22 protein-coding genes are annotated in these 19,151 nt (G+C 62.3%); 20 read left to right on the forward strand and 2 right to left on the reverse strand.

Annotation, left to right across the window (positions count from 1 at the left end; translation table 11 throughout):
• Nucleotides 1–20: 20 nt before the first annotated feature.
• Nucleotides 21–1,148 (reverse strand): tRNA guanosine(34) transglycosylase Tgt, encoded by a 1,128-nt coding sequence (gene tgt / locus K3762_RS11430; protein ID WP_120351289.1) that lies wholly within the window; start codon nucleotides 1,146–1,148, stop codon nucleotides 21–23.
• Between the two features lie 128 nt (nucleotides 1,149–1,276).
• On the opposite strand from tgt, the gene K3762_RS11435 reads away from it, so the two are divergent.
• The 10 genes from K3762_RS11435 to tpiA all read left to right on the forward strand — a co-directional run bounded on the left by K3762_RS11435 (nucleotide 1,277) and on the right by tpiA (nucleotide 10,315).
• Nucleotides 1,277–2,155, forward strand: coding sequence for an SPFH domain-containing protein (locus K3762_RS11435; protein ID WP_132444573.1), 879 nt, complete (start codon nucleotides 1,277–1,279; stop codon nucleotides 2,153–2,155).
• Nucleotides 2,155–2,430, forward strand: a complete 276-nt coding sequence (locus K3762_RS11440; RefSeq protein ID WP_067941997.1) for an NfeD family protein — start codon at nucleotides 2,155–2,157, stop codon at nucleotides 2,428–2,430. Before K3762_RS11435 ends, K3762_RS11440 begins: the two co-directional genes overlap by 1 nt.
• A 72-nt stretch (nucleotides 2,431–2,502) precedes the next feature.
• The gene (locus K3762_RS11445) at nucleotides 2,503–4,194 is read left to right on the forward strand and encodes a mechanosensitive ion channel family protein (protein WP_165935561.1); all 1,692 of its coding nucleotides are present in this window, start codon (nucleotides 2,503–2,505) and stop codon (nucleotides 4,192–4,194) included.
• A 68-nt stretch (nucleotides 4,195–4,262) separates the two neighbouring features.
• Nucleotides 4,263–5,645: a 30S ribosomal protein S6--L-glutamate ligase gene (gene rimK, locus K3762_RS11450; RefSeq protein WP_132444537.1), complete on the forward strand. Its 1,383-nt coding sequence runs from the start codon at nucleotides 4,263–4,265 to the stop codon at nucleotides 5,643–5,645.
• A 93-nt stretch (nucleotides 5,646–5,738) separates the two neighbouring features.
• On the forward strand, nucleotides 5,739–6,101 hold the full coding sequence (locus K3762_RS11455; RefSeq protein ID WP_067626181.1) for an SUF system Fe-S cluster assembly protein: 363 nt from the start codon (nucleotides 5,739–5,741) through the stop codon (nucleotides 6,099–6,101).
• 187 nt (nucleotides 6,102–6,288) lie between these two features.
• Complete coding sequence (locus K3762_RS11460) at nucleotides 6,289–7,500, forward strand: glycerophosphodiester phosphodiesterase family protein (protein ID WP_132444536.1); 1,212 nt, start codon at nucleotides 6,289–6,291, stop codon at nucleotides 7,498–7,500.
• A gap of 117 nt (nucleotides 7,501–7,617) precedes the next feature.
• Entirely contained in the window at nucleotides 7,618–8,235 is a 618-nt protein-coding gene (locus tag K3762_RS11465; protein ID WP_132444535.1) for a hypothetical protein, read from the forward strand.
• A 114-nt stretch (nucleotides 8,236–8,349) separates the two neighbouring features.
• Entirely contained in the window at nucleotides 8,350–9,063 is a 714-nt protein-coding gene (locus tag K3762_RS11470) for a DUF3307 domain-containing protein (RefSeq protein ID WP_132444534.1), read from the forward strand.
• Between the two features lie 54 nt (nucleotides 9,064–9,117).
• Nucleotides 9,118–9,480 (forward strand): iron-sulfur cluster assembly accessory protein, encoded by a 363-nt coding sequence (locus tag K3762_RS11475; protein ID WP_120351297.1) that lies wholly within the window; start codon nucleotides 9,118–9,120, stop codon nucleotides 9,478–9,480.
• A gap of 85 nt (nucleotides 9,481–9,565) precedes the next feature.
• Complete coding sequence (tpiA, locus tag K3762_RS11480; RefSeq protein ID WP_132444533.1) at nucleotides 9,566–10,315, forward strand: triose-phosphate isomerase; 750 nt, start codon at nucleotides 9,566–9,568, stop codon at nucleotides 10,313–10,315.
• Between the two features lie 38 nt (nucleotides 10,316–10,353).
• Here the strand turns inward: tpiA and K3762_RS11485 are convergent, their stop codons facing one another.
• Nucleotides 10,354–10,815, reverse strand: a complete 462-nt coding sequence (locus K3762_RS11485; protein WP_067265010.1) for an Lrp/AsnC family transcriptional regulator — start codon at nucleotides 10,813–10,815, stop codon at nucleotides 10,354–10,356.
• 144 nt (nucleotides 10,816–10,959) lie between these two features.
• On the opposite strand from K3762_RS11485, the gene cysG reads away from it, so the two are divergent.
• The 10 genes from cysG to K3762_RS11535 all read left to right on the forward strand — a co-directional run bounded on the left by cysG (nucleotide 10,960) and on the right by K3762_RS11535 (nucleotide 19,131).
• Nucleotides 10,960–12,354 carry a siroheme synthase CysG gene (gene cysG, locus K3762_RS11490; RefSeq protein ID WP_132444532.1) on the forward strand — a complete coding sequence of 465 codons (1,395 nt, stop codon included), beginning with the start codon at nucleotides 10,960–10,962 and terminating at the stop codon, nucleotides 12,352–12,354.
• A gap of 1 nt (nucleotide 12,355) precedes the next feature.
• A complete protein-coding gene (locus K3762_RS11495) occupies nucleotides 12,356–12,652 on the forward strand; it encodes a DUF2849 domain-containing protein (protein ID WP_120351300.1) in 297 nt (98 codons plus the stop codon).
• Nucleotides 12,652–14,328 carry a nitrite/sulfite reductase gene (locus K3762_RS11500; protein ID WP_132444531.1) on the forward strand — a complete coding sequence of 559 codons (1,677 nt, stop codon included), beginning with the start codon at nucleotides 12,652–12,654 and terminating at the stop codon, nucleotides 14,326–14,328. The genes K3762_RS11495 and K3762_RS11500 overlap by 1 nt, the downstream gene beginning before the upstream one ends.
• Complete coding sequence (locus tag K3762_RS11505; RefSeq protein ID WP_067942012.1) at nucleotides 14,318–15,109, forward strand: phosphoadenylyl-sulfate reductase; 792 nt, start codon at nucleotides 14,318–14,320, stop codon at nucleotides 15,107–15,109. Before K3762_RS11500 ends, K3762_RS11505 begins: the two co-directional genes overlap by 11 nt.
• Nucleotides 15,106–15,534, forward strand: a complete 429-nt coding sequence (locus K3762_RS11510; protein WP_132444530.1) for a DUF934 domain-containing protein — start codon at nucleotides 15,106–15,108, stop codon at nucleotides 15,532–15,534. Before K3762_RS11505 ends, K3762_RS11510 begins: the two co-directional genes overlap by 4 nt.
• 68 nt (nucleotides 15,535–15,602) lie before the next feature.
• On the forward strand, nucleotides 15,603–16,451 hold the full coding sequence (locus K3762_RS11515; protein WP_067626163.1) for a ferredoxin--NADP reductase: 849 nt from the start codon (nucleotides 15,603–15,605) through the stop codon (nucleotides 16,449–16,451).
• Between the two features lie 189 nt (nucleotides 16,452–16,640).
• Nucleotides 16,641–16,901, forward strand: coding sequence for a pilus assembly protein PilZ (locus tag K3762_RS11520; RefSeq protein ID WP_067626161.1), 261 nt, complete (start codon nucleotides 16,641–16,643; stop codon nucleotides 16,899–16,901).
• Nucleotides 16,902–16,966: 65 nt separating this feature from the next.
• Nucleotides 16,967–17,620, forward strand: a complete 654-nt coding sequence (locus K3762_RS11525; protein ID WP_120351303.1) for an SDR family oxidoreductase — start codon at nucleotides 16,967–16,969, stop codon at nucleotides 17,618–17,620.
• A gap of 72 nt (nucleotides 17,621–17,692) precedes the next feature.
• Nucleotides 17,693–18,478, forward strand: coding sequence for a 5'/3'-nucleotidase SurE (gene surE, locus K3762_RS11530; RefSeq protein ID WP_132444529.1), 786 nt, complete (start codon nucleotides 17,693–17,695; stop codon nucleotides 18,476–18,478).
• On the forward strand, nucleotides 18,475–19,131 hold the full coding sequence (locus K3762_RS11535) for a protein-L-isoaspartate(D-aspartate) O-methyltransferase (RefSeq protein ID WP_007120302.1): 657 nt from the start codon (nucleotides 18,475–18,477) through the stop codon (nucleotides 19,129–19,131). Before surE ends, K3762_RS11535 begins: the two co-directional genes overlap by 4 nt.
• The last annotated feature ends 20 nt before the right edge of the window (nucleotides 19,132–19,151 follow it).

Below are 19,151 nucleotides of genomic sequence, written 5' to 3' on the forward strand. Positions count from 1 at the left end.
AATACGCCGCCGCCCTGCCCTTAAAGCGGGTCGATATCGCCCTGCTCGCGCCCTGCGTGGAAGTCGGCCTGCCACTGGGTAAATCGCCCGGCCGCGATGGCCTCGCGCATGCCCGCCATGATGTCTTGGTAGTATTGCAGGTTGTGCCATGTCAGCAGCATCGACGAGATGATCTCTTGGCTGCGGAAAACATGGTGCAGATAGGCGCGTGAGTAGTTTTGGCAGGCCGGACAGCTGCAATTTTCATCGAGAGGGCGCGGATCGTCCATGTGCCGCGCGTTCTTGATGTTGAGCACGCCCATCCGGGTGAACACCTGCCCCGTCCGGCCCGACCGGCTGGGCAACACGCAGTCCATCATATCAATGCCCCGCGCCACGGCGCCCACGATATCGTCAGGCTTGCCCACGCCCATCAGGTAACGCGGTTTGTCTTCGGGCAGCATGTCGGTGGCGAAATCAAGAGTAGAGAACATCGCCTGCTGCCCCTCGCCCACGGCCAGACCGCCGACGGCATAGCCGTCAAAACCGATCTCGCGCAGCGCCTCGGCGCTCTCTTGGCGGAAGTCTTGCTCAAGCCCGCCCTGCTGGATGCCGAAAAGCATGTGACCGGGCCGGTCGCCAAATGCCTCCCGGCTGCGCTTGGCCCAACGCATCGACAGGCGCATGCTTTCGGCAATGCGGTCGCGGTCGGCGGGCAGCGCGGGGCATTCGTCGAAACACATGACGATGTCGGAGCCAAGCAGTTCCTGAATCTCCATCGAACGTTCCGGCGTGATTTCATGTTTCGAGCCGTCGATATGGCTTTTGAAGGTCACGCCACGCTCGGTCAGCTTGCGCAGCCCGGCAAGGCTCATCACTTGAAAGCCGCCACTGTCCGTCAGGATCGGCCTGTCCCAGTTCATGAATTTATGCAGCCCGCCCAAGGCGGCCACACGTTCCGCCGTGGGGCGCAGCATCAGATGGTAGGTGTTGCCCAGCAGGATATCAGCGCCCGTCGATGCCACGCTTTCGGGCATCATTGCCTTGACCGTCGCCGCCGTGCCCACGGGCATGAAGGCGGGCGTGCGGATGTCGCCGCGCGGGGTCTGAATCACGCCGCTGCGTGCCTTGCCGTCCTGCGCATGTTTGGTGAATCCGGTGCTGGTCATACTCTGGCCCTCTCTGGCTGCGACTGGCGCGATAAACCAGTGGCGAGAAACATGCAATAAAGGTAAAATAGCGAGGATTGCGTAAAAATGATATCATTCAAAGGATTACGGCCTTGCCCCTCGAAGACATGCTGATCGGCCTTTTGGAGAATAACCTCGCTTGGCTTTTGCTGGCCCTGTTGGTCGTGATCCTGATCCTGAAATCGGTCAAGATCGTCCCGCAATCCGAACAGCATGTGATTGAACGCTTTGGCCGTCTGCGCGCGGTCTTGGGCCCGGGGATCAACATGATCGTGCCGTTTATCGATCATGTGGCGCATAAAATCTCGATCCTAGAGCGGCAGTTGCCTACCGCCAGCCAAGACGCCATCACCCGCGACAACGTGCTGGTGCAGGTCGATACCTCGGTGTTTTACCGCATCACCGAGCCGGAAAAGACCGTTTACCGCATCCGCAACGTGGACAGCGCAATCTCAACCACCGTGGCGGGGATCGTCCGCGCCGAGATCGGCAAGATGGACCTCGACGAGGTGCAAGCCAACCGCAGCCAGTTGATCACCACGATTAAGGCCAGCGTCGAAGATGCCGTGGACAGTTGGGGCATCGAAGTGACCCGAGCCGAAATTCTGGACGTGAACCTAGATGCCGCCACCCGCGCCGCCATGATGCAACAGCTCAACGCCGAACGCGCCCGCCGCGCACAGGTGACAGAGGCCGAGGGCAAAAAACGCGCCGTGGAACTGGCCGCCGAGGCCGAGCTTTACGCATCTGAGCAGACCGCCAAGGCGCGGCGCATTCTGGCCGATGCCGAAGCCTATGCCACCCAAGTCGTCGCCACGGCGATCAACGAAAACGGGCTCGACGCCGCGCATTACCAAATCGCGCTGAAACAGGTCGATGCGCTGAATGCCATGGGCAAGGGCGCGGGCAGTCAGACCATCCTTGTCCCCGCGCAGGCGTTAGAGGCCTTTGGCGATGCGTTCAAACTGCTCAGAGGGAAAGGCTGATGGCGGCCTGGCTGGCACTCTGGTGGGTCTGGGTCTGCGCGGCCTTGGCCCTTGGCGTGGTTGAGCTTTTGCTGCCCGGTTCGATCTTCCTTGGCTTTGCGCTCGGCGCGCTTGGCATGGCAGTGGTGGTTGCGTTTTGGGCACCGGCCAATGTGGCCTTGATGCTGGCGATCTTTGCGGTTCTGTCGCTCATCGCTTGGCTGGTCCTGCGGGCGGTTTTCAAACGGCAGTCCAGCGGCGCGCGGATCGTCACCCGTGACATCAACGAAAACTAAACGCCCGCAAATGGCATGAACAAGCGTGGCGCAGCCTTGAATTGCCCGAACCCCCGCTACATTGCGCTATCCATGCAGCGGCTTGCCCTACTCTCACGCGCTTTCGCGTCTGTAATTCCTCGTTTTCTGGGGGCCTTTGTGCTGGCGCTGGCAATGCTCGCTGTCGCCGCCTCCGGACAGGCGCAAGAGGCATGGTTTGAAACGACCGAGCTGAACCCCGGCCTGCCGCCCCCGCCCGAGACACTGGACCGGGGCACGCCGATGGCCGCGCTGGAAAGCTTTATTTACCTGACGGACAATGGCCACTACTCCGACGCGGCGCATATCCTTGACTTGTCGGACCTGCCCCAAGCCGATCAGGCCGTCATCGGGACTGAACGCGCCTTTCAGCTTTCGGTCTTGATGGAGCGCAAGGTCGTCGTGCCATGGCGCAAACTGGCGGACCGGCCCGACGGTTGGCTCTCTGGCTCGGCCGAGGATAACGACACCGGGCGCGTGCGCCGCTCGCTGCTGATCGACCGGTTAGAGCTGGGCGGCCATGATGTGCCTTTGCGGCTCAACCGGATCAAACCCGGAGAGGACGCCGAGCCCGTCTGGGTCTTCTCGCGCCAGAGCATCGACAACATTCCCCATCTTCACGCGCAATACGGGCCGACGGAGCTTGAGACGATGCTGCCCGACTGGCTGCGCATCCGCGCCTTTTGGGGCATGTATCTTTGGGAAGTGCTGTTTTTGCCCCTGCTCTTGGTGGGGGCGCTGATGGCTGGCTGGTTCGCCTTTGGCATCATGCGCCGTCTGGGCGAAGTGGCCAAACGGCGCTGGATGCGCTTTATGTTGCGGTCTTTCCGCTGGCCTGCCGCCATCGTGCTTTGCGCCACGATCATCGGCACGGCCACCAGCCGCGTGCTGGTGGTATCCGGCTTCATCGACGCGGTGCTCAGTCCGATCTTGCTGATCGCCTATGTGACCGCAGGCACCCTCGCCATCGTCTTTACCTTTGACGAGATTTTCGACCGGATCAGCCCCAACAACGCCTATGAGCTTGCCGACCCGATGAACGCGCATATGCGGTCCATTGCCACCACAATCGCCGCTGCCCGCAAAGGGGTGATCGTGATCGCGGTGCTGGTGGCCTCTGGCGTGATCTTGGTCTCAAGCAATGCGGACAACACTCTTGGCCTGTCGCTGCTGGCCTCTGCCGGTGCGGTGACCATCGTACTGGGTTTCGCTGCGCGTGAAGTTCTGGGCAATATCCTTGCCTCCATCCAGATCGCGCTGAACCGTTCCGCCCGGATTGGCGACCAGCTGATCTTTGAGGGGCATTTTTGCACGGTAGAGCGGATCCACTTCACCTACGTGCAACTTTTGAACTGGAACGGTACCCGTCTGATCGTTCCGGTCAGCTATTTCGTCTCTGATGCGTTTGAGAATTGGTCGATCGAGGACCACGCCATGGTACGCCCCATCATCCTGACCCTGTCGCAGAATGCCGATGTGGCGGCGCTGCGCCGGGTGTTCTTTAATCTTTTGGCCCAAGAAGACCCCAATGACGTCAAACCGATGGACAAGGCCAAGGTCCATGTGCTTGAGCAAGACGCATTCGGCATCAAAGTTCGCTTTGAACTGCCCACCGACAATGCGGCGACCTTTTGGGACATCGAATGCCGGGTGCGCGAAGAACTCCTCGCCGCCGCGGCGCGGATGGAGAAAGAAGACGACGTCCGCATGTTGCCCCCCGCCCCCGCGGATATGGGCAAACCGTAACACAGCATCGCTTGAAGCGATCCCTGCCGCAGGTTAGGCAGGCAGACCAATCACCCAAGGAGCAGGCAATGGATAAACTGACATTCGGCTGGGAAGAATGGGTGGCCCTGCCCGATCTTGGCCTTCCCGCGATCAAGGCCAAGGTTGACACCGGCGCGCGCACCTCGGCGCTGCATGCCCACGATATTGAGGTCTTCGGCCCCGCCTCCAAGCCCAAGGTCCGTTTTAACGTGCATCCGATCTCGGGGCGCGATGATATTTCCATCACCTGCTCTGCGCCGCTCATTGACCGGCGCGAAGTCACCTCCTCCAACGGCGAATCCGAGCATCGTTTCGTGATCGCGACCACGATTGAAGTGAACGGCCAAAGCTGGCCCATCGACGTGACCCTGACCAACCGGGCAAGCATGACCAGCCGCATGTTGCTGGGCCGTCAGGCGCTGACCGAGCACATCAACATCTCGGCGACAGAGCGGCGTTTGCAGCCGGACCTGAACTATGACGTTTACCACACAGCCAGCCTGCGCCATACAGCACCACAGCGTGCCCTGCGCATCGCGGTGCTCAGCCGCGAAGACAATTACTCGACCCGCCGTTTGGTCGAGGTCGGCGAAGCCCGTGGCCATGTGGTTGAGGTGATCGATACCACGCGCTGCTATATGGCGATCAACCAGCTGGCCCCCGAGGTGCATTACGACGGCAAGCGCCTGCCCCGCTATGACGCCGTGATCCCGCGCATCGGCGCGTCAATCACCCCCTATGGCACCGCCGTGATCCGTCAGTTTGAGACGATTGGCACCTATTGCGTCAACGGCTCTGCCGGGATCACCGCCAGCCGCGACAAACTGCACGCGCATCAGGTTTTGGCGGCGAAAAAGATCGGCATGCCGACCACCGCTTTTGCTGCATCGCCCAAGGACACTTCAAACCTGATGGCTTTGGTGGGCACCGCACCGCTGATCGTAAAGCTGCTGGAATCGACCCAAGGCAAGGGCGTCGTACTGGCCGAAACCAAAAAGGCTGCCGAGAGTGTGATCGACGCCTTCAGGGGTCTGCGCGCCAACTTTCTCGTGCAGGATTTCGTCAAGGAAGCCGCCGGCGAAGATATTCGCTGCCTCGTGGTGGCGGGCAAGGTTGTCGCCTCCATGAAACGTACCGGGGCGGAGGGCGACTTCCGCTCGAACCTGCACCGGGGCGGTTCGGCCAAGGTGGTACGGATCTCGAAAGAGGAACGCGACACTGCCGTGCGCGCCGCGCGGGCCTTTGGCCTTGGCATCGCCGGGGTCGACCTGCTGCGTTCGGAAAGCGGCCCAAAGGTGCTTGAGGTCAACTCCTCCCCCGGGTTCGAAGGGATCGAAAACGCCACCAGGAAAGACATCGTCGGTAAGGTCTATGATGAGATCGAAGCCCGTGTGAAGCCGCAACCTGCGCGGCGTCGCAAAGGGGGCTGACCGGGGCGGCCCCTCGCCCTCAGGGCGTCGGGCCACTTTACGCCCCGCCCCGCAATCCCTATATAAAACGTCGAGAATGATGCGAGGCAAGAGATGACCGAACAGACCCAACCGCTCGAAGGGACACCGCTGATTGCGCCCTCTTCCACCGACCACCCGCTTTACGAGCAGGTCGTTGAGGCGTGTCGCACGGTCTATGACCCTGAGATCCCTGTGAATATCTATGAACTCGGGCTGATCTACACGATCGACATCAACGCCGAGAACGAAGTCGACATCAAGATGTCGCTGACCGCGCCCGGTTGCCCCGTCGCGGGTGAAATGCCCGGATGGGTCGCCGATGCGGTCGAACCGATTGCGGGGGTCAAGCAGGTCGATGTGGCGCTGGTTTGGGAACCGCCTTGGGGCATGGACATGATGTCTGATGAAGCCCGGCTTGAACTGGGCTTCATGTAAGCCCAGTTTCGCAGAGCGAACAATAAACGCCGTCGATGCAGGTCATCGGCGGCGTTTTTCTTTGGCCGCGTCGTGCCGAATGGGGGCGCGCCGGATTGTTCATTCGACTGACATGATCCGGTCGTGAAACCGTTACACAGCCCCCCCATAGAAGCGCCCAGAACTTCATTCACGAACGGATAACATTATGCGAACCCTTGTTTCTCTCGCCGCTCTGGCCCTCGCGCCCGGCATGGCGCTGGCCGAAGCTCATTCTGCAGCGACACCGGTCGAATACGGCCCCCGCCCCGCCTATCTGGTGGATAAGCTGCCCGAGGGCGACCTGAAGGACAAGCTGGCCTCTTGCATGGGTCAAGACGCCGCCAAGTCCGATTTCTCCATCGGGCACCGGGGCGCGCCGCTGATGTTTCCCGAACACACCGTGCAATCCAATGTCGCCGCCGCGCGGATGGGCGCGGGCATTCTGGAATGCGACGTGACCTTTACCGCCGACCATGAACTGGTCTGCCGCCACGCGCAGAACGATCTGCACACCACGACGAACATCCTCGTCTCTGATCTGGCCGAGAAATGCACCACCGGCTTCACCGCCGCGTCGGGCGACACGCCAGCCAGCGCCGAATGCCGCACCTCTGACATCACGCTGGCAGAGTTCCGCACCCTGACGCCCAAGATGGACAGTGCCGACAAGACCGCCACCACCGCCGAAGACTATCAGGGCGGCGTCGCGAACTTCCGCACCGAACTTTACAGCGACAAAGCCGATCTGATGACCCATGCGGAATCGATCGACCTGTTCAAATCCTTGGGCGCCAAATTCACGCCCGAGCTGAAATCCCCCTCTGTCGAGATGCCCCATGACGGTTTCTCTCAGGAAGACTATGCGCAGAAACTGGTTGATGAATATGTCGCTGCGGGCATCCCGGCCTCTGACGTTTGGCCGCAGTCCTTCAACCTTGACGATGTGCTCTACTGGGTTGAGAACACGCCCGAATTCGGCAAACAGGCAGTTTATCTGGTACAATGGTCCGACGGTTTCGATGAGCAAAACGCCGAGACATGGGCCGAGGATTTCGCCGATCTGAAAGCCAAGGGCGTCAACTACCTCGCCCCATCGCTCAACATGATGCTGACCAACAAAGAGGGCGAAATTGCTGGCTCAGATTACGCCATGGCCGCGAAAGAAGCAGGCCTGACCCTGATCGCTTGGACGCTGGAGCGTTCCGGCCCGCTGGCCTCCGGTGGCGGTTGGTATTTCCAGTCGGTCAACGATGTTGTGAAAGACGACAGCGACTATCTGGTGGCGCTGGATGTGCTGGCCCAAGACGTGGGCGTGGCCGGTGTCTTCTCCGATTGGCCCGCAACCGTGACCTATTACGCGAACTGCATGGGCCTCTGATCCGCGCCGCGCGTTGGACCATCCTCAGGGCCGCCCCATCTCGGGCGGCCCTTTTCGTTGGCCGGGCTTGCATGGATTTCGCCTTCCTGCGACATTGCGGGAAACAAGGGGCAAGCCATGGAAACTTGGGCAATTTTTACCGGAGATATCGTGAAATCCTCCGCGATGGGCCGGGCGGAGTTGGATGCTGTTTTCGCACGTCTCGAAGACGCCGCCGAGGCCCTGACGACATGGCAAGGCCAGTCCAGCCGCATGACCCGCTTTCGCGGTGACGGCTGGCAAATGGCTGTAGCGCCAAAGTTCACCCTCCGCGCGGCCCTCGTTCTACGCGCCGCCGTGCGCCGCTGCGGCAAGACCGCAGACACCCGTTTTGGCATCGGAATAGGCGAGGCGCATTTCGCAGGCGACGACCTCGCTCGTGCCGATGGGGCGGCGCTGGTTCGTTCCGGTCACGCCCTCGACGCCATGCCCCGCGCGCGGCGCATGCATGCCCCGGATGCCACCCTCGCGTTGCGTGCAGCCCTCCCCCTCGCCGACCGGATCGCAACCGGTTGGACCAAGCGCCAAGCCGATGTCGCCTATTACATGCTGGCCCCTGAGCCGCCCGTGCAAGCGGAGCTCGCGCAGCGGTTTGGCCTGACGCAGCAGAGTGTTCAGGGCCACGTAGACGCGGCGGGGATAGATGAATTGCGAGAGGTTTGCGACGTGCTAGAGGAACAAAAAACAACCCAATAACGCTGTTATCAGGCATTACAGCCAAATATGCCTGTATTTATTCTTGGGAAAGACCCTTGCCACAGCCCGCTGCAGCTTTTCAAATAACAACCACCCCCAACAGCCGGACCCCTTATGACCGAACAGGCCATCGCCACCGCCCTCGCTTGCCTGCTCGCCCATTTGTTGGCGGATTTCGTGTTTCAGACCAACGCGATGGTCGCCGCCAAACGCAAACCCCACATACTTCTGCTGCACGGTGTCATCGTCTTTGCCGCGACTGCGCTGGCCCTCGGGGGCAGCCTCCTCCCAGTTGGCCTTCTCGCCCTCGCCCATGTCGGGATTGATGCGATCAAAACCTACGCCGTTCCAGAGCAGCACCGCGAGCGGCTCTGGCCCTACCTCACCGATCAAGCGGCCCATCTTGCGACCATCGCGGTCTTCACCCTTTATACTCCAGAGGCTTTTGCCATTGGTTTCTGGGCTGCTCACAGCACAACGCTCATTCCGCCTGCCTTCTTCCTTGCGGGGCTGATCACCGCCACCCTTGCAGGCGGGCCTGCCGTAGGCGGCTTGATGTTGCCCCACAAAGCGCAAGCTCAGCCCGACGGCTTGGAGAACGCAGGCAGGGTCATTGGTCTGCTGGAACGCGCGCTTATCTTTCTGATGGTCATGATCGACGAGCCTACGAGCATCGGATTTCTCATCGCGGCAAAGTCGATCCTGCGCTTTGACACAGTGAAAAAAAACCAGAAAATAAGCGAATACGTCATCATCGGGACGCTGGCCTCTTTCGGTTGGGCGCTCATCGTGGCCTTTGCTACGCTGGCGGCAATGAATTCCCTTTGACGGCTTGAGATCACCGCCCCGCATCCCTATCTTGGCCGCATAGGAGAATTTGACATGTTTGGCATTCCCGGCAAGCAAGCCGTCACCATGACCCCCAAAGCCGCTGGCCAGATTGCAAAACTGATGCAATCGGCGGGCCACGCAGGGCTGCGCATTGGCGTCAAGAAAGGCGGCTGTGCGGGCATGGAATACACCATGGATTACGTCGAAGCGACTGACCCCAACGATGAGGTCGTCGAACAGGACGGCGCGCGGGTGATGATCGCCCCGATGGCGCAGATGTTCCTCTTTGGCACCGAAATCGACTATGAGACAACGCTGCTCGAGTCCGGTTTCAAGTTCCGCAATCCCAATGTGACCGAAGCCTGCGGCTGCGGCGAATCCATCAAGTTCGACGAAAGCTTGGGCGCGAAGTAAGCGCGCCCGTCAGGCCCACGGCCTTGACGAAAGGCTGCGGGCCTGCGAACTGATCTAGCAATATCAACAGATCAGGACGGATCCGATGCGCCCCAAAATCGCCGCCGGCAACTGGAAGATGAACGGCACCGCCGCCTCTTTGGCAGAGCTTCACAGCCTTGCCACCGGCCTGCCCGAAAACCCGCCGCAGGTCGTGATCTGCCCACCCAGCACATTGTTGTTCCGCGCCACCGATGCGACCCACGGCAGCCCGATTCAAATCGGCGCGCAGGATTGCCATACCGAAGGTGCAGGTGCCTATACCGGTGACATCTCCGCCACGATGGTCGCCGACAGCGGCGCCACCCATGTGATCCTCGGCCATTCTGAGCGCCGCGACGCCCACCGGGAAACCGACGCCGACGTGCAGGCCAAGACCTGTGCCGCCTGGGCCGCGGGTCTCACCGCCATCGTCTGCATTGGCGAAAGCGAAGCCGAGCGGGACGCTGATCAAACGCTCGACGTCATCGGCGGGCAACTCGACGGCTCCCTCCCCGATGCGGTTGATGCGGAAAATACCGTGATCGCCTATGAGCCCATCTGGGCCATTGGCACCGGTAAAGTGCCCAGCATCGCACAGATCAAAGAAGTACATGACTTCATCCGCACGCGCTTGATCGATCGTTTCGGTGCAGAGATCGGCAATGCGCTTCCCCTGCTCTACGGCGGCTCGGTCAAGGCCGCGAATGCTGTCGAGATTTTCGCGGTGGAAAACGTCGACGGCGCGCTTGTGGGTGGGGCCAGCCTCAAGGCCGAAGACTTCGCGCCCATCGTGGCAGCGCTCGCGCAGTCCTAAAACAACCGGGGCGGGCAGTGGTGCCCCGCCCCGCGTTCTTAAAGCGGTAGCATCGTCGTCGACTTGATCTCTTCCATCGACAAAAGCGCCGTAACGTTGTGCACCTTCACCTCTGAGATCAGCGCCTGATAGAACACGTCATAGGCCCGCGCGTTCTTGACCCGCACCTTCAAAATATAGTCGATATCCCCTGCCAAACGGTGCGCTTCCTGGACCTCGGGCCGGTCTTTCAATGCCTGCAAAAACGCCGCCTGCCACGCCGCCTCATGCTCTGACGTGCGGATCAGAACGAAAAAGCACGCCTCGAATCCAAGTGCCTCTGAATCAAGCACAACCGTCTGCTGGCCAATCACCCCGGCCTCGCGCAATTTGCGGATCCGATTCCACACAGGCGTCTTCGAAGAGCCTACTTCGCGAGCGATATCGTCCAGCGATTGGCTCGCATCCCGTTGCAGCTGCGCCAAAATCTTCCGGTCGGTCTCATCAATTCGGACAGTCATTCTCTTCTCTCTCGTCCCGGCAGGACGTTCATACTCAACCTACGGCCATAGCGAACACATGTTCTTATCTGCGCCAGCAACTAGCCAATTATCGGGAATATTTCCTATATAAGAGGTCACGTCAAACAGAATACAGGGCGCATCATGGATCACTTTCCCATCTTCCTCGCCACGAGCGAGCAAAAGATCCTCCTTTCCGGCGGCGGCGAAGCGGCGCTGGCCAAGTTGCGCCTGCTGATGAAGACCAAAGCCGCGCTGCATATCTTTGCGCCCGACCCCGCGCCAGAGCTTGTCGAATGGCAGGCGGCGGGCAAGCTGACCCTGCACCGCCGCGCCCTCACTGCCACCGACCTGCCCGGTGCACTATTGTTCTACGCAGCCGATGAAGATGACGCGCTGGATGCCGAGAATGCAGCCCTTGCCCGCGCGGCGGGCGTATTGATGAACATCGTCGACAACCTGCATGATAGCCAGTTCATCACCCCCGCCATCGTCGACCGTGACCCGGTGACCGTGGCCATCGGCACCGAAGGCGCCGCCCCGGTGCTGGCCCGCGCCATCAAAGCCGACTTGGAAGAGCGTCTGCCCGTCACCCTTGGCCCGCTCGCGCGGATCGGCAAAGGCTTTCGCAAGCTGGCCGACGCCCTGCCCATGGGCCGCGCGCGTCGCGACTTCTGGCGTGAGTATTACTTCGCCACTGGCCCCCGCGCCATGGCCGAAGGCAAGGACACCGTGCGCCCGGCTTTGAAAGACCTCTTGCAGACCCACCTCGCCCGCGAAGCCCGCGACGGCCATGTGGCTTTCGTTGGCGGCGGCCCCGGCGATCCGGAACTGCTGACCCTCAAAGCCCGCCGCGCGCTGGATGAAGCCGATGTGGTGATCTACGACCGCCTGATCAGCCCCGAAATCCTCGAACTCGCCCGCCGCGAAGCGCTGATGATCGACGTGGGCAAAGAGGGTTTTGGCCCCTCCACGGCCCAAGAGCACATCAACGCCCTGCTGGTCGAGCACGCCCAAAGCGGCGCACAGGTCGTGCGGCTGAAATCCGGCGATGCAACGGTCTTTGGCCGCCTCGACGAAGAGATCGACGCGGTCGACGCCCATGACATCGGCTGGCACATCGTGCCCGGCATCACCGCCGCCTCTGCCGCTGTGGCGGGCATCGGTCAAAGCCTGACCAAACGCGGCCGCAATGCCTCGGTCCGTTTCCTGACCGGGCACGACATGAAAGGTTTCGCCGATCACGACTGGGCCGCCCTTGCGCGCCCGAATGAAGTCGCCGCGATCTACATGGGCAAGAAATCCGCCCGCTTTGTCCAAGGCCGCCTGCTGATGCACGGCGCCGACCGCGCCACGCCCGTGACTGTGATCGAAAACGCCTCGCGCGCCGATCAGCGGGTGCTGTCCACCACGCTCAACGATCTGCCGCGCGATCTGGCCGATGCCGAAATGACCGGCCCCGCGCTCACCTTCTACGGCCTCGCCCCGCGCGCCGCCGTCCAAGCTGCCACCCAAACCCCGCTAGAGGAGCTGGCCTGATATGCCCAAGCCTTTCACCCCCAAGGTCATCACCGCCAATGCGCTGCTCGAAGGCGACGTTGTCTACCAAACCGCCACCGGCTGGACCCGCAGCCTTTCCGAGGCCGAAGTGCTGACCGATGAGGCCGACGCCGATCTGCGCCTGATCGACGCGCTGAGCCAGCAGGATCTGGTTGTCGGCGTCTACCTCGCTGATGTGGCCCCCGAGGCCAGCGGCCCCAAGCCCACACACTTTCGCGAAGAGTTCCGCGCCAAAGGCCCGTCGAACTACGCCCACGGCAAACAGGAGACCCTGTGATGTATAGCTATACCGAATTCGACGACAAATTCCTCGCCGAGCGCAACGCCCAGTTCCGCGCCCAAGTCGAGCGCCGCATCGACGGCTCGCTCACTGAGGATGAGTTCAAACCCCTGCGCCTGATGAACGGGCTCTACCTGCAACTGCACGCCTATATGCTGCGTGTGGCGATCCCCTATGGCACGCTGAGCAGCGCGCAAATGGACAAGCTCGCCTTCATCGCCGAGAAATGGGACAAGGGCTACGGCCACTTCACCACGCGCCAGAACATCCAGTACAACTGGCCCGAGCTGCGCGACGTGCCCGACATGCTCGACGCGCTGGCCGAGGTAAACCTGCACGCCATCCAGACCTCCGGCAACACGATCCGCAACGTGACGGCGGACCATTTCGCCGGTGCCGCCGCCGATGAGGTCGCCGACCCGCGCCCCGTGGCCGAGTTGATCCGCCAGTGGTCCACCGACCACCCGGAATTCCAATTCCTGCCGCGCAAGTTCAAGGTGGCCGTCACCGGTGCCGCCGCCGACCGTGCGGTGATCAAAGCCCATGACATCGGGCTGCGCATCGTCGAACGCGATGGCGAACAGGGCTTCGAAGTCATCGTCGGTGGCGGCCTTGGCCGCACCCCGATGATCGGCAAGGTGCTCTATGATTTCGTCAGTGCCGACGACCTCCTGCCCACGCTCGAAGCCATCGTCAGCGTCTACAACGTGCTGGGCCGCCGCGATAACAAATACAAAGCGCGGATCAAGATCACCGTGCATGAAAACGGCATCGAAGACATCCGCGCCCGCGTTGACGCGCAATACGCCCTGATCCGCAGCCAATTCACCGGCGTGGATCAACAAGTGCTGTCGCGCATTGAATCCGATTTCGCAGCACCCCAGTTCAAAACCGCCTCCCTCGCGGCCTACGAGTCTGCTTATACCAACGATCCGGTCTTCCGCGCATGGGCCGATACCAACCTCGCCGAACACCGCGCGCCGGGCTATGCCATCGTGTCGATCAGCCTCAAGGCCCACGGCGCCACACCGGGTGATGCCACAGCCGACCAAATGCGCGTGATGGCCGACCTCGCCCGCTGCTTCGGCCATGACGAGCTGCGCATCAGCCACGAGCAGAACGTGATCCTGCCCCACGTGCACCGCAGCGACCTGCCCGAACTGCATGCCGCGCTGAAAGAGGCCAAGCTGGCTACTGCCAACATCGGCCTGATCTCGGACATCATCGCTTGCCCCGGCATGGACTATTGCGCGCTGGCCACCGCCCGCTCGATCCCCATCGCCCAAGAAATCGCCACCCGCTTTGACGAGCTGAAGCTGGAGCATGACGTGGGCCCGCTCAAGATCAAGATCTCGGGCTGCATCAACGCCTGCGGCCACCACCATGTGGGCCACATCGGGATCCTCGGCCTCGACCGCGCGGGCGTGGAGAACTACCAGATCACCCTTGGCGGCGATGGCACCGAGGATGCGAGTCTTGGCACCCGCACCGGCCCCGGCTTCTCGGCCGAGGAGATCATTCCGGCCATCGAACGCCTTGTTCTGGGCTACCTCGACCTGCGCAACGATCCTGCAGAGACCTTCTTGCAAGCCTACCGCCGCCTCGGCCTCGCGCCTTTCAAAGCGGTGCTCTACCCCGAGACGGCCAATAAGGACCGGGCCAATGCCGCTTGACACCCCTGAACTTCATCCTTTCTCAAATACCGATGCGCCGCCCCCCGAGGGGCTGCGCGCGGTCGAGGAAAAAGTCGCACGGCTCAACGCGGACCTGCGCCACCACGGGGCGACGGATGTCATCCGCCGCGCCTATGCCGAGATCGAGAACCTCACCCTCGTCTCAAGCTTTGGCGCGGAATCGGTGGCGCTCTTGCACCTTGCCTCAATGGTGTCGCGGGATATCCCGGTGCTCTTTATCGACACCGAGATGCTCTTTGCCGAAACGCTCGTCTACCAGCAGGAGCTGAGCGAGCGGCTGGGCCTGCGCAAGGTCACCACCCTGCGCAGCGAAGAGATCGCAGCACAGGATCCCGATGGCACGCTGCACCAGTATGACACCGACGCCTGCTGCGCATTGCGCAAAACGCGGCCCTTGCAGAACGCGCTGGCGGGCTATGACGGCTGGATCACCGGACGCAAACGCTTTCAATCCGGCAGCCGCGCGGCCTTGGAGTTCTTTGAAGTCGAGATCCCCGACGATGGCGCTGCCCCGCGCATCAAGGTGAACCCGCTGGCCTATTGGGCAACCTCGGATGTGGCCGATTACATCACCGAGAACCGCCTGCCCCGGCATCCGCTGGTGGCCAAGGGCTATCCCTCGATCGGCTGCGCACCCTGCACCTCGCCCGTGGCACCCGGCGAAGACCCGCGTGCCGGGCGCTGGCGCGATCAGAACAAAGAAGAATGCGGCATCCACTTTGTGAACGGCAAAGTGGTCCGAACAGGAGACAAATCATGAGCGTACTCGTAACCGACACAGGTTTCACCGCCGACGACTGGACCCATGGCTATTGCGAGGATGGTGCGGCGAATGATTGCCGCGCCGTCGATCTGGCCTCTGACGCCGATGCCCATGCCCTCTCCCTCGCCCCGGCGCTGGAGATGATCCGCGTCAATTTCCCCTCTTTCGCGGATGGGCGCGGCTTTACCATCGCACGTGTCCTGCGCCTGCGGGGCTACACGGGCCGTTTGCGCGCCCGCGGGCATGTGCTGGCCGACCAATACGCCATGGCCCGCCGCGCGGGTTTTGATGAGGTTGAGATCGACGATGATCTGGCCGCGCGTCAACCTGAGGACCAATGGCTGGCCCGCGCCGATTGGCAGGCCCATGACTATCAGTCCCGCCTTCGCGGAGCCTTCCCACAGGCAGCGGCGGCCAAATAGGCCGCTTCATTGCCCTCCCCCCTTCCTTGCCATAAGTAGAGGCCGCAAACCGATTTGCGGAAACCATGATGACCGAGCAGAGCACAGTGAACCAAACCGCCGCCAAGCCCGTCCCGACGTTGCCCGACGCCCAGACCGTGACCTCTGTCACCCACTGGACGGATCAGCTTTTCTCGTTCCGGGTATCGCGGCCCGCGTCCTTGCGCTTCCGCTCGGGCGAGTTTGTCATGATCGGCCTGATGGGCGATCCGCACCCCGAGACGGGCAAACAAAAACCCCTGCTGCGCGCCTATTCCATCGCCTCCCCCGCGTGGGACGATGAGCTGGAGTTCTACTCGATCAAGGTGCAGGATGGCCCGCTGACCTCGAAACTGCAGCACATCCAGCCCGGCGACCAGATCATCCTGCGGCCCAAGCCCGTGGGCACGCTGGTGCATGACGCGCTGCTGCCGGGCGACCGGTTGTGGATGTTCGCCACCGGTACGGGCTTTGCCCCCTTTGCCAGCCTGCTGCGCGAGCCTGAGACCTATGAGAAATTCGATGAGGTCATCGTCACCCACACCTGCCGCGATGTGGCGGAACTGGAATATGGCCGCCAGTTGATCGAAGGGCTGAAGGCCGACGAACTGATGCAAGAGCTGATCGGCCCCGAAAACCTCGCCAAGATCCGCTATTACCCGACCACCACCCGCGAAGAGAGCCCCAAGATGGGCCGGATCACGAACCTTTTGCAGGATGGCACGGTGTTCAAAGATCTCGGCGTGCCTCAGATCAACGCCGCCCACGACCGCGCCATGGTCTGCGGCAGCTTGGGCTTCAACAAGGATATCATGGAGATCCTCGAAGGCTTTGGCCTCACCGAGGGCGCCAATTCCGACCCCCAGCATTTCGTCGTGGAAAAGGCCTTTGTGGGCTAACCCAGGTTAAGCCTTACGAAAGGTCGCAGCGTTACAAGTGAGTCGTCGGCGCTGCTTTGCCGACGCTCTGGCAGAACCCTGCGCATCCCAAAAACGCCCCCTTCCGCTGCACTGCGGCAGGGGTTAGCTGACGCCTTGCGAGCGCGGGGGACTGCCGCGCAAAACGCAACCACAGGCGAAAGGCACATCATGACGAGCACTGGGACCCCGACCCCAAAGAAAGTCTCCGATCTGGCAACTGAAAAGGCCGATCTGTCCAGCACAGCGCTGATTGGTATTTTCGGCAGCGACGCTACGCCCGGCGCGCTGATCCGCGAAGGCGGCGGCAAAATCTCCCGCGTTGAAGTGGGCGACCAAGTCGCTGGCGGCGTTGTTGCGGCCATTGGGCAAGGCACATTGGTGCTTTCCAGCCGCCGCGGCAACAAAGTGCTGCGCCTGCCGCAGGGCTGAGCGGCTCAAGGAGGCGCGACACCGCGCCTCTTGACCTGCCGCCCGGGGCAGTGCACATCGCGGGCATGAGCAAGACAGCATTGATCACCGGCGCGTCGCGCGGCCTTGGGGCCGCTCTGGCAGAGGCTTTGGCCCCCACCCACCACATCATCGCCGTCGGTCGCACGACCGGCGCGTTGGAAGAGCTGGATGACCGTATCCAAGCCGAGGGTGGCAGCGCCACACTGGCCCCGATGGACATCACCAACGCCGATGCGATGGCGGTGCTTTGCCGGGGCATCCACGACCGTTGGGGCGGGCTTGACCTCTGGCTGCACTGCGCCGTGCACGCAGCCCCACTAACGCCCACCGATCACATTGACGCCAAGGATATGGAGAAATCCATCGCGGGCAATGTCACCGCCACGGCGCGGCTGATCACCTTTGTCTCCCCGCTTTTGGGGGCAGAGGGCACGGCGGTCTTCTTTGATGATCCGCGTGCTGGCACGAAATTCTTCGGCAGCTACGGGTCGACCAAGGCCGCGCAGATCGCGCTGGCGACCTCTTGGCAGGTTGAAACCGCGCAGATCGGCCCGCGCGTGCATATCCTCACCCCCGACCCGATGCCCACTGCCACCCGCGCGCGTTTCTTTCCCGGTGAAGACCGCGCGGCGCTCAGCGACACGGCCACGCAGGCCGCTGCGGTATTGGCGCAACTGTCGGAAAACTCCGCCTTGTGAACCGCGCGGCACCGGCGCGCTGCGCTTGCCGCCGGTCCGCCCCTCGCCTATCAAGGCAAAAAGGGGCCTTTCATGCGTATTTTGATTACAAACGATGACGGCATCAACGCGCCCGGTCTGGCCGTGCTGCGCGCCATTGCCGAGGAATTGGCCGGGCCCAAGGGCGAGGTCTGGACCGTCGCACCCGCGTTTGAGCAATCCGGCGTCGGCCATTGCATCAGCTACACCAAACCGATGATGATTTCGCAATTGAACGACCGCGTCTTTGCCACCGAAGGCTCTCCCGCTGACTGCGTCCTTGCCGCGATCCACGACACGATGACCGCCGCGCCCCCCGATCTGGTGCTTTCGGGCGTGAACCGGGGCAACAACGCGGCTGAAAACGCGCTCTACTCCGGCACGCTCGGCGGCGCGATCGAGGCGGCCTTGCAGGGTCTGCCCGCCATCGCCCTGTCGCAATACTACGGCCCCGCCAACCGCGATCTGGCTGATCCGTTTGAGGCCGCAGCCCAGCATGGCGTCGAGACCTGTCGCCGCATTCTGGAGCATAGCCCCAGCGAAGATGCCGCCTACGGCCTGTTTTATAACGTAAACTTCCCCCCCGTCGCGGGCGCCGATGTGCGCGGCATCCGGCTCGCCCCTCAAGGCCGCCGCCCCGCCACCGGGTTCTCCACCGAGGCGCATCTGTCGCCCTCGGGCCGCCGCTTTTTGTGGATCAAAGGCGGCGACCAGCGCGTGCAGACAGCGCCCGGCAGTGACGCCTGCGTGAACCTTGATGGCTATATCTCGGTCACCCCAATGCGCTGTGACCTGACCGACCACGCGGCGCTTGAAACATTGTCGGGCATCAACGGATGAACGAAGAGCCGATCTCTGAGGCGGAACGCAAGATGCAGTTCCTCTATGCGCTGCGCTCCAAGGGAGTGACCGATGCGCGCGTGCTGACAGCGATGGAAGCGATCGACCGCGGCCCCTTTATCCGCGGCCTCTTCGCCAGCCGCGCCTATGAGGATATGCCCCTGCCCATCGCCTGCGGTCAGACCATCAGCCAGCCCTCTGTCGTGGGTTTGATGAGTCAAGCCTTGCAGGTGTCGTCGCGCGATAAGGTGCTCGAAATCGGCACCGGCTCGGGCTATCAGGCCGCGATCCTCAGCAAGCTCGCGCGGCGGGTCTATACGATCGACCGGCACCGGCGCTTGGTGCAAGAGGCGCGCGGCGTGTTCGAGGCGATGGATCTTAACAACATCACCGCGATCACCGCCGATGGCAGCTTTGGCCTAGCCGAACAGGCACCCTTTGACCGGATCATCGTGACCGCCGCCGCCGAAGACCCGCCCGGCCCCCTGCTGGCCCAGCTCAAAGAAGGCGGCATCATGGTGCTGCCCGTAGGCCAATCCGACACCGTCCAACACCTCATCCGCGTGCGAAAGACCGCTGATGGGCTGGAATACGACGAATTGCGCGCCGTGCGCTTTGTCCCCCTGCTGGAAGGCTTGGGCAAGGACGGCTAATAGGTTAGAGAGACACGGAC

The sequence above is a fragment of the Sulfitobacter sp. W074 genome (assembly GCF_025142275.1).
GTDB lineage: Bacteria > Pseudomonadota > Alphaproteobacteria > Rhodobacterales > Rhodobacteraceae > Sulfitobacter > Sulfitobacter profundi.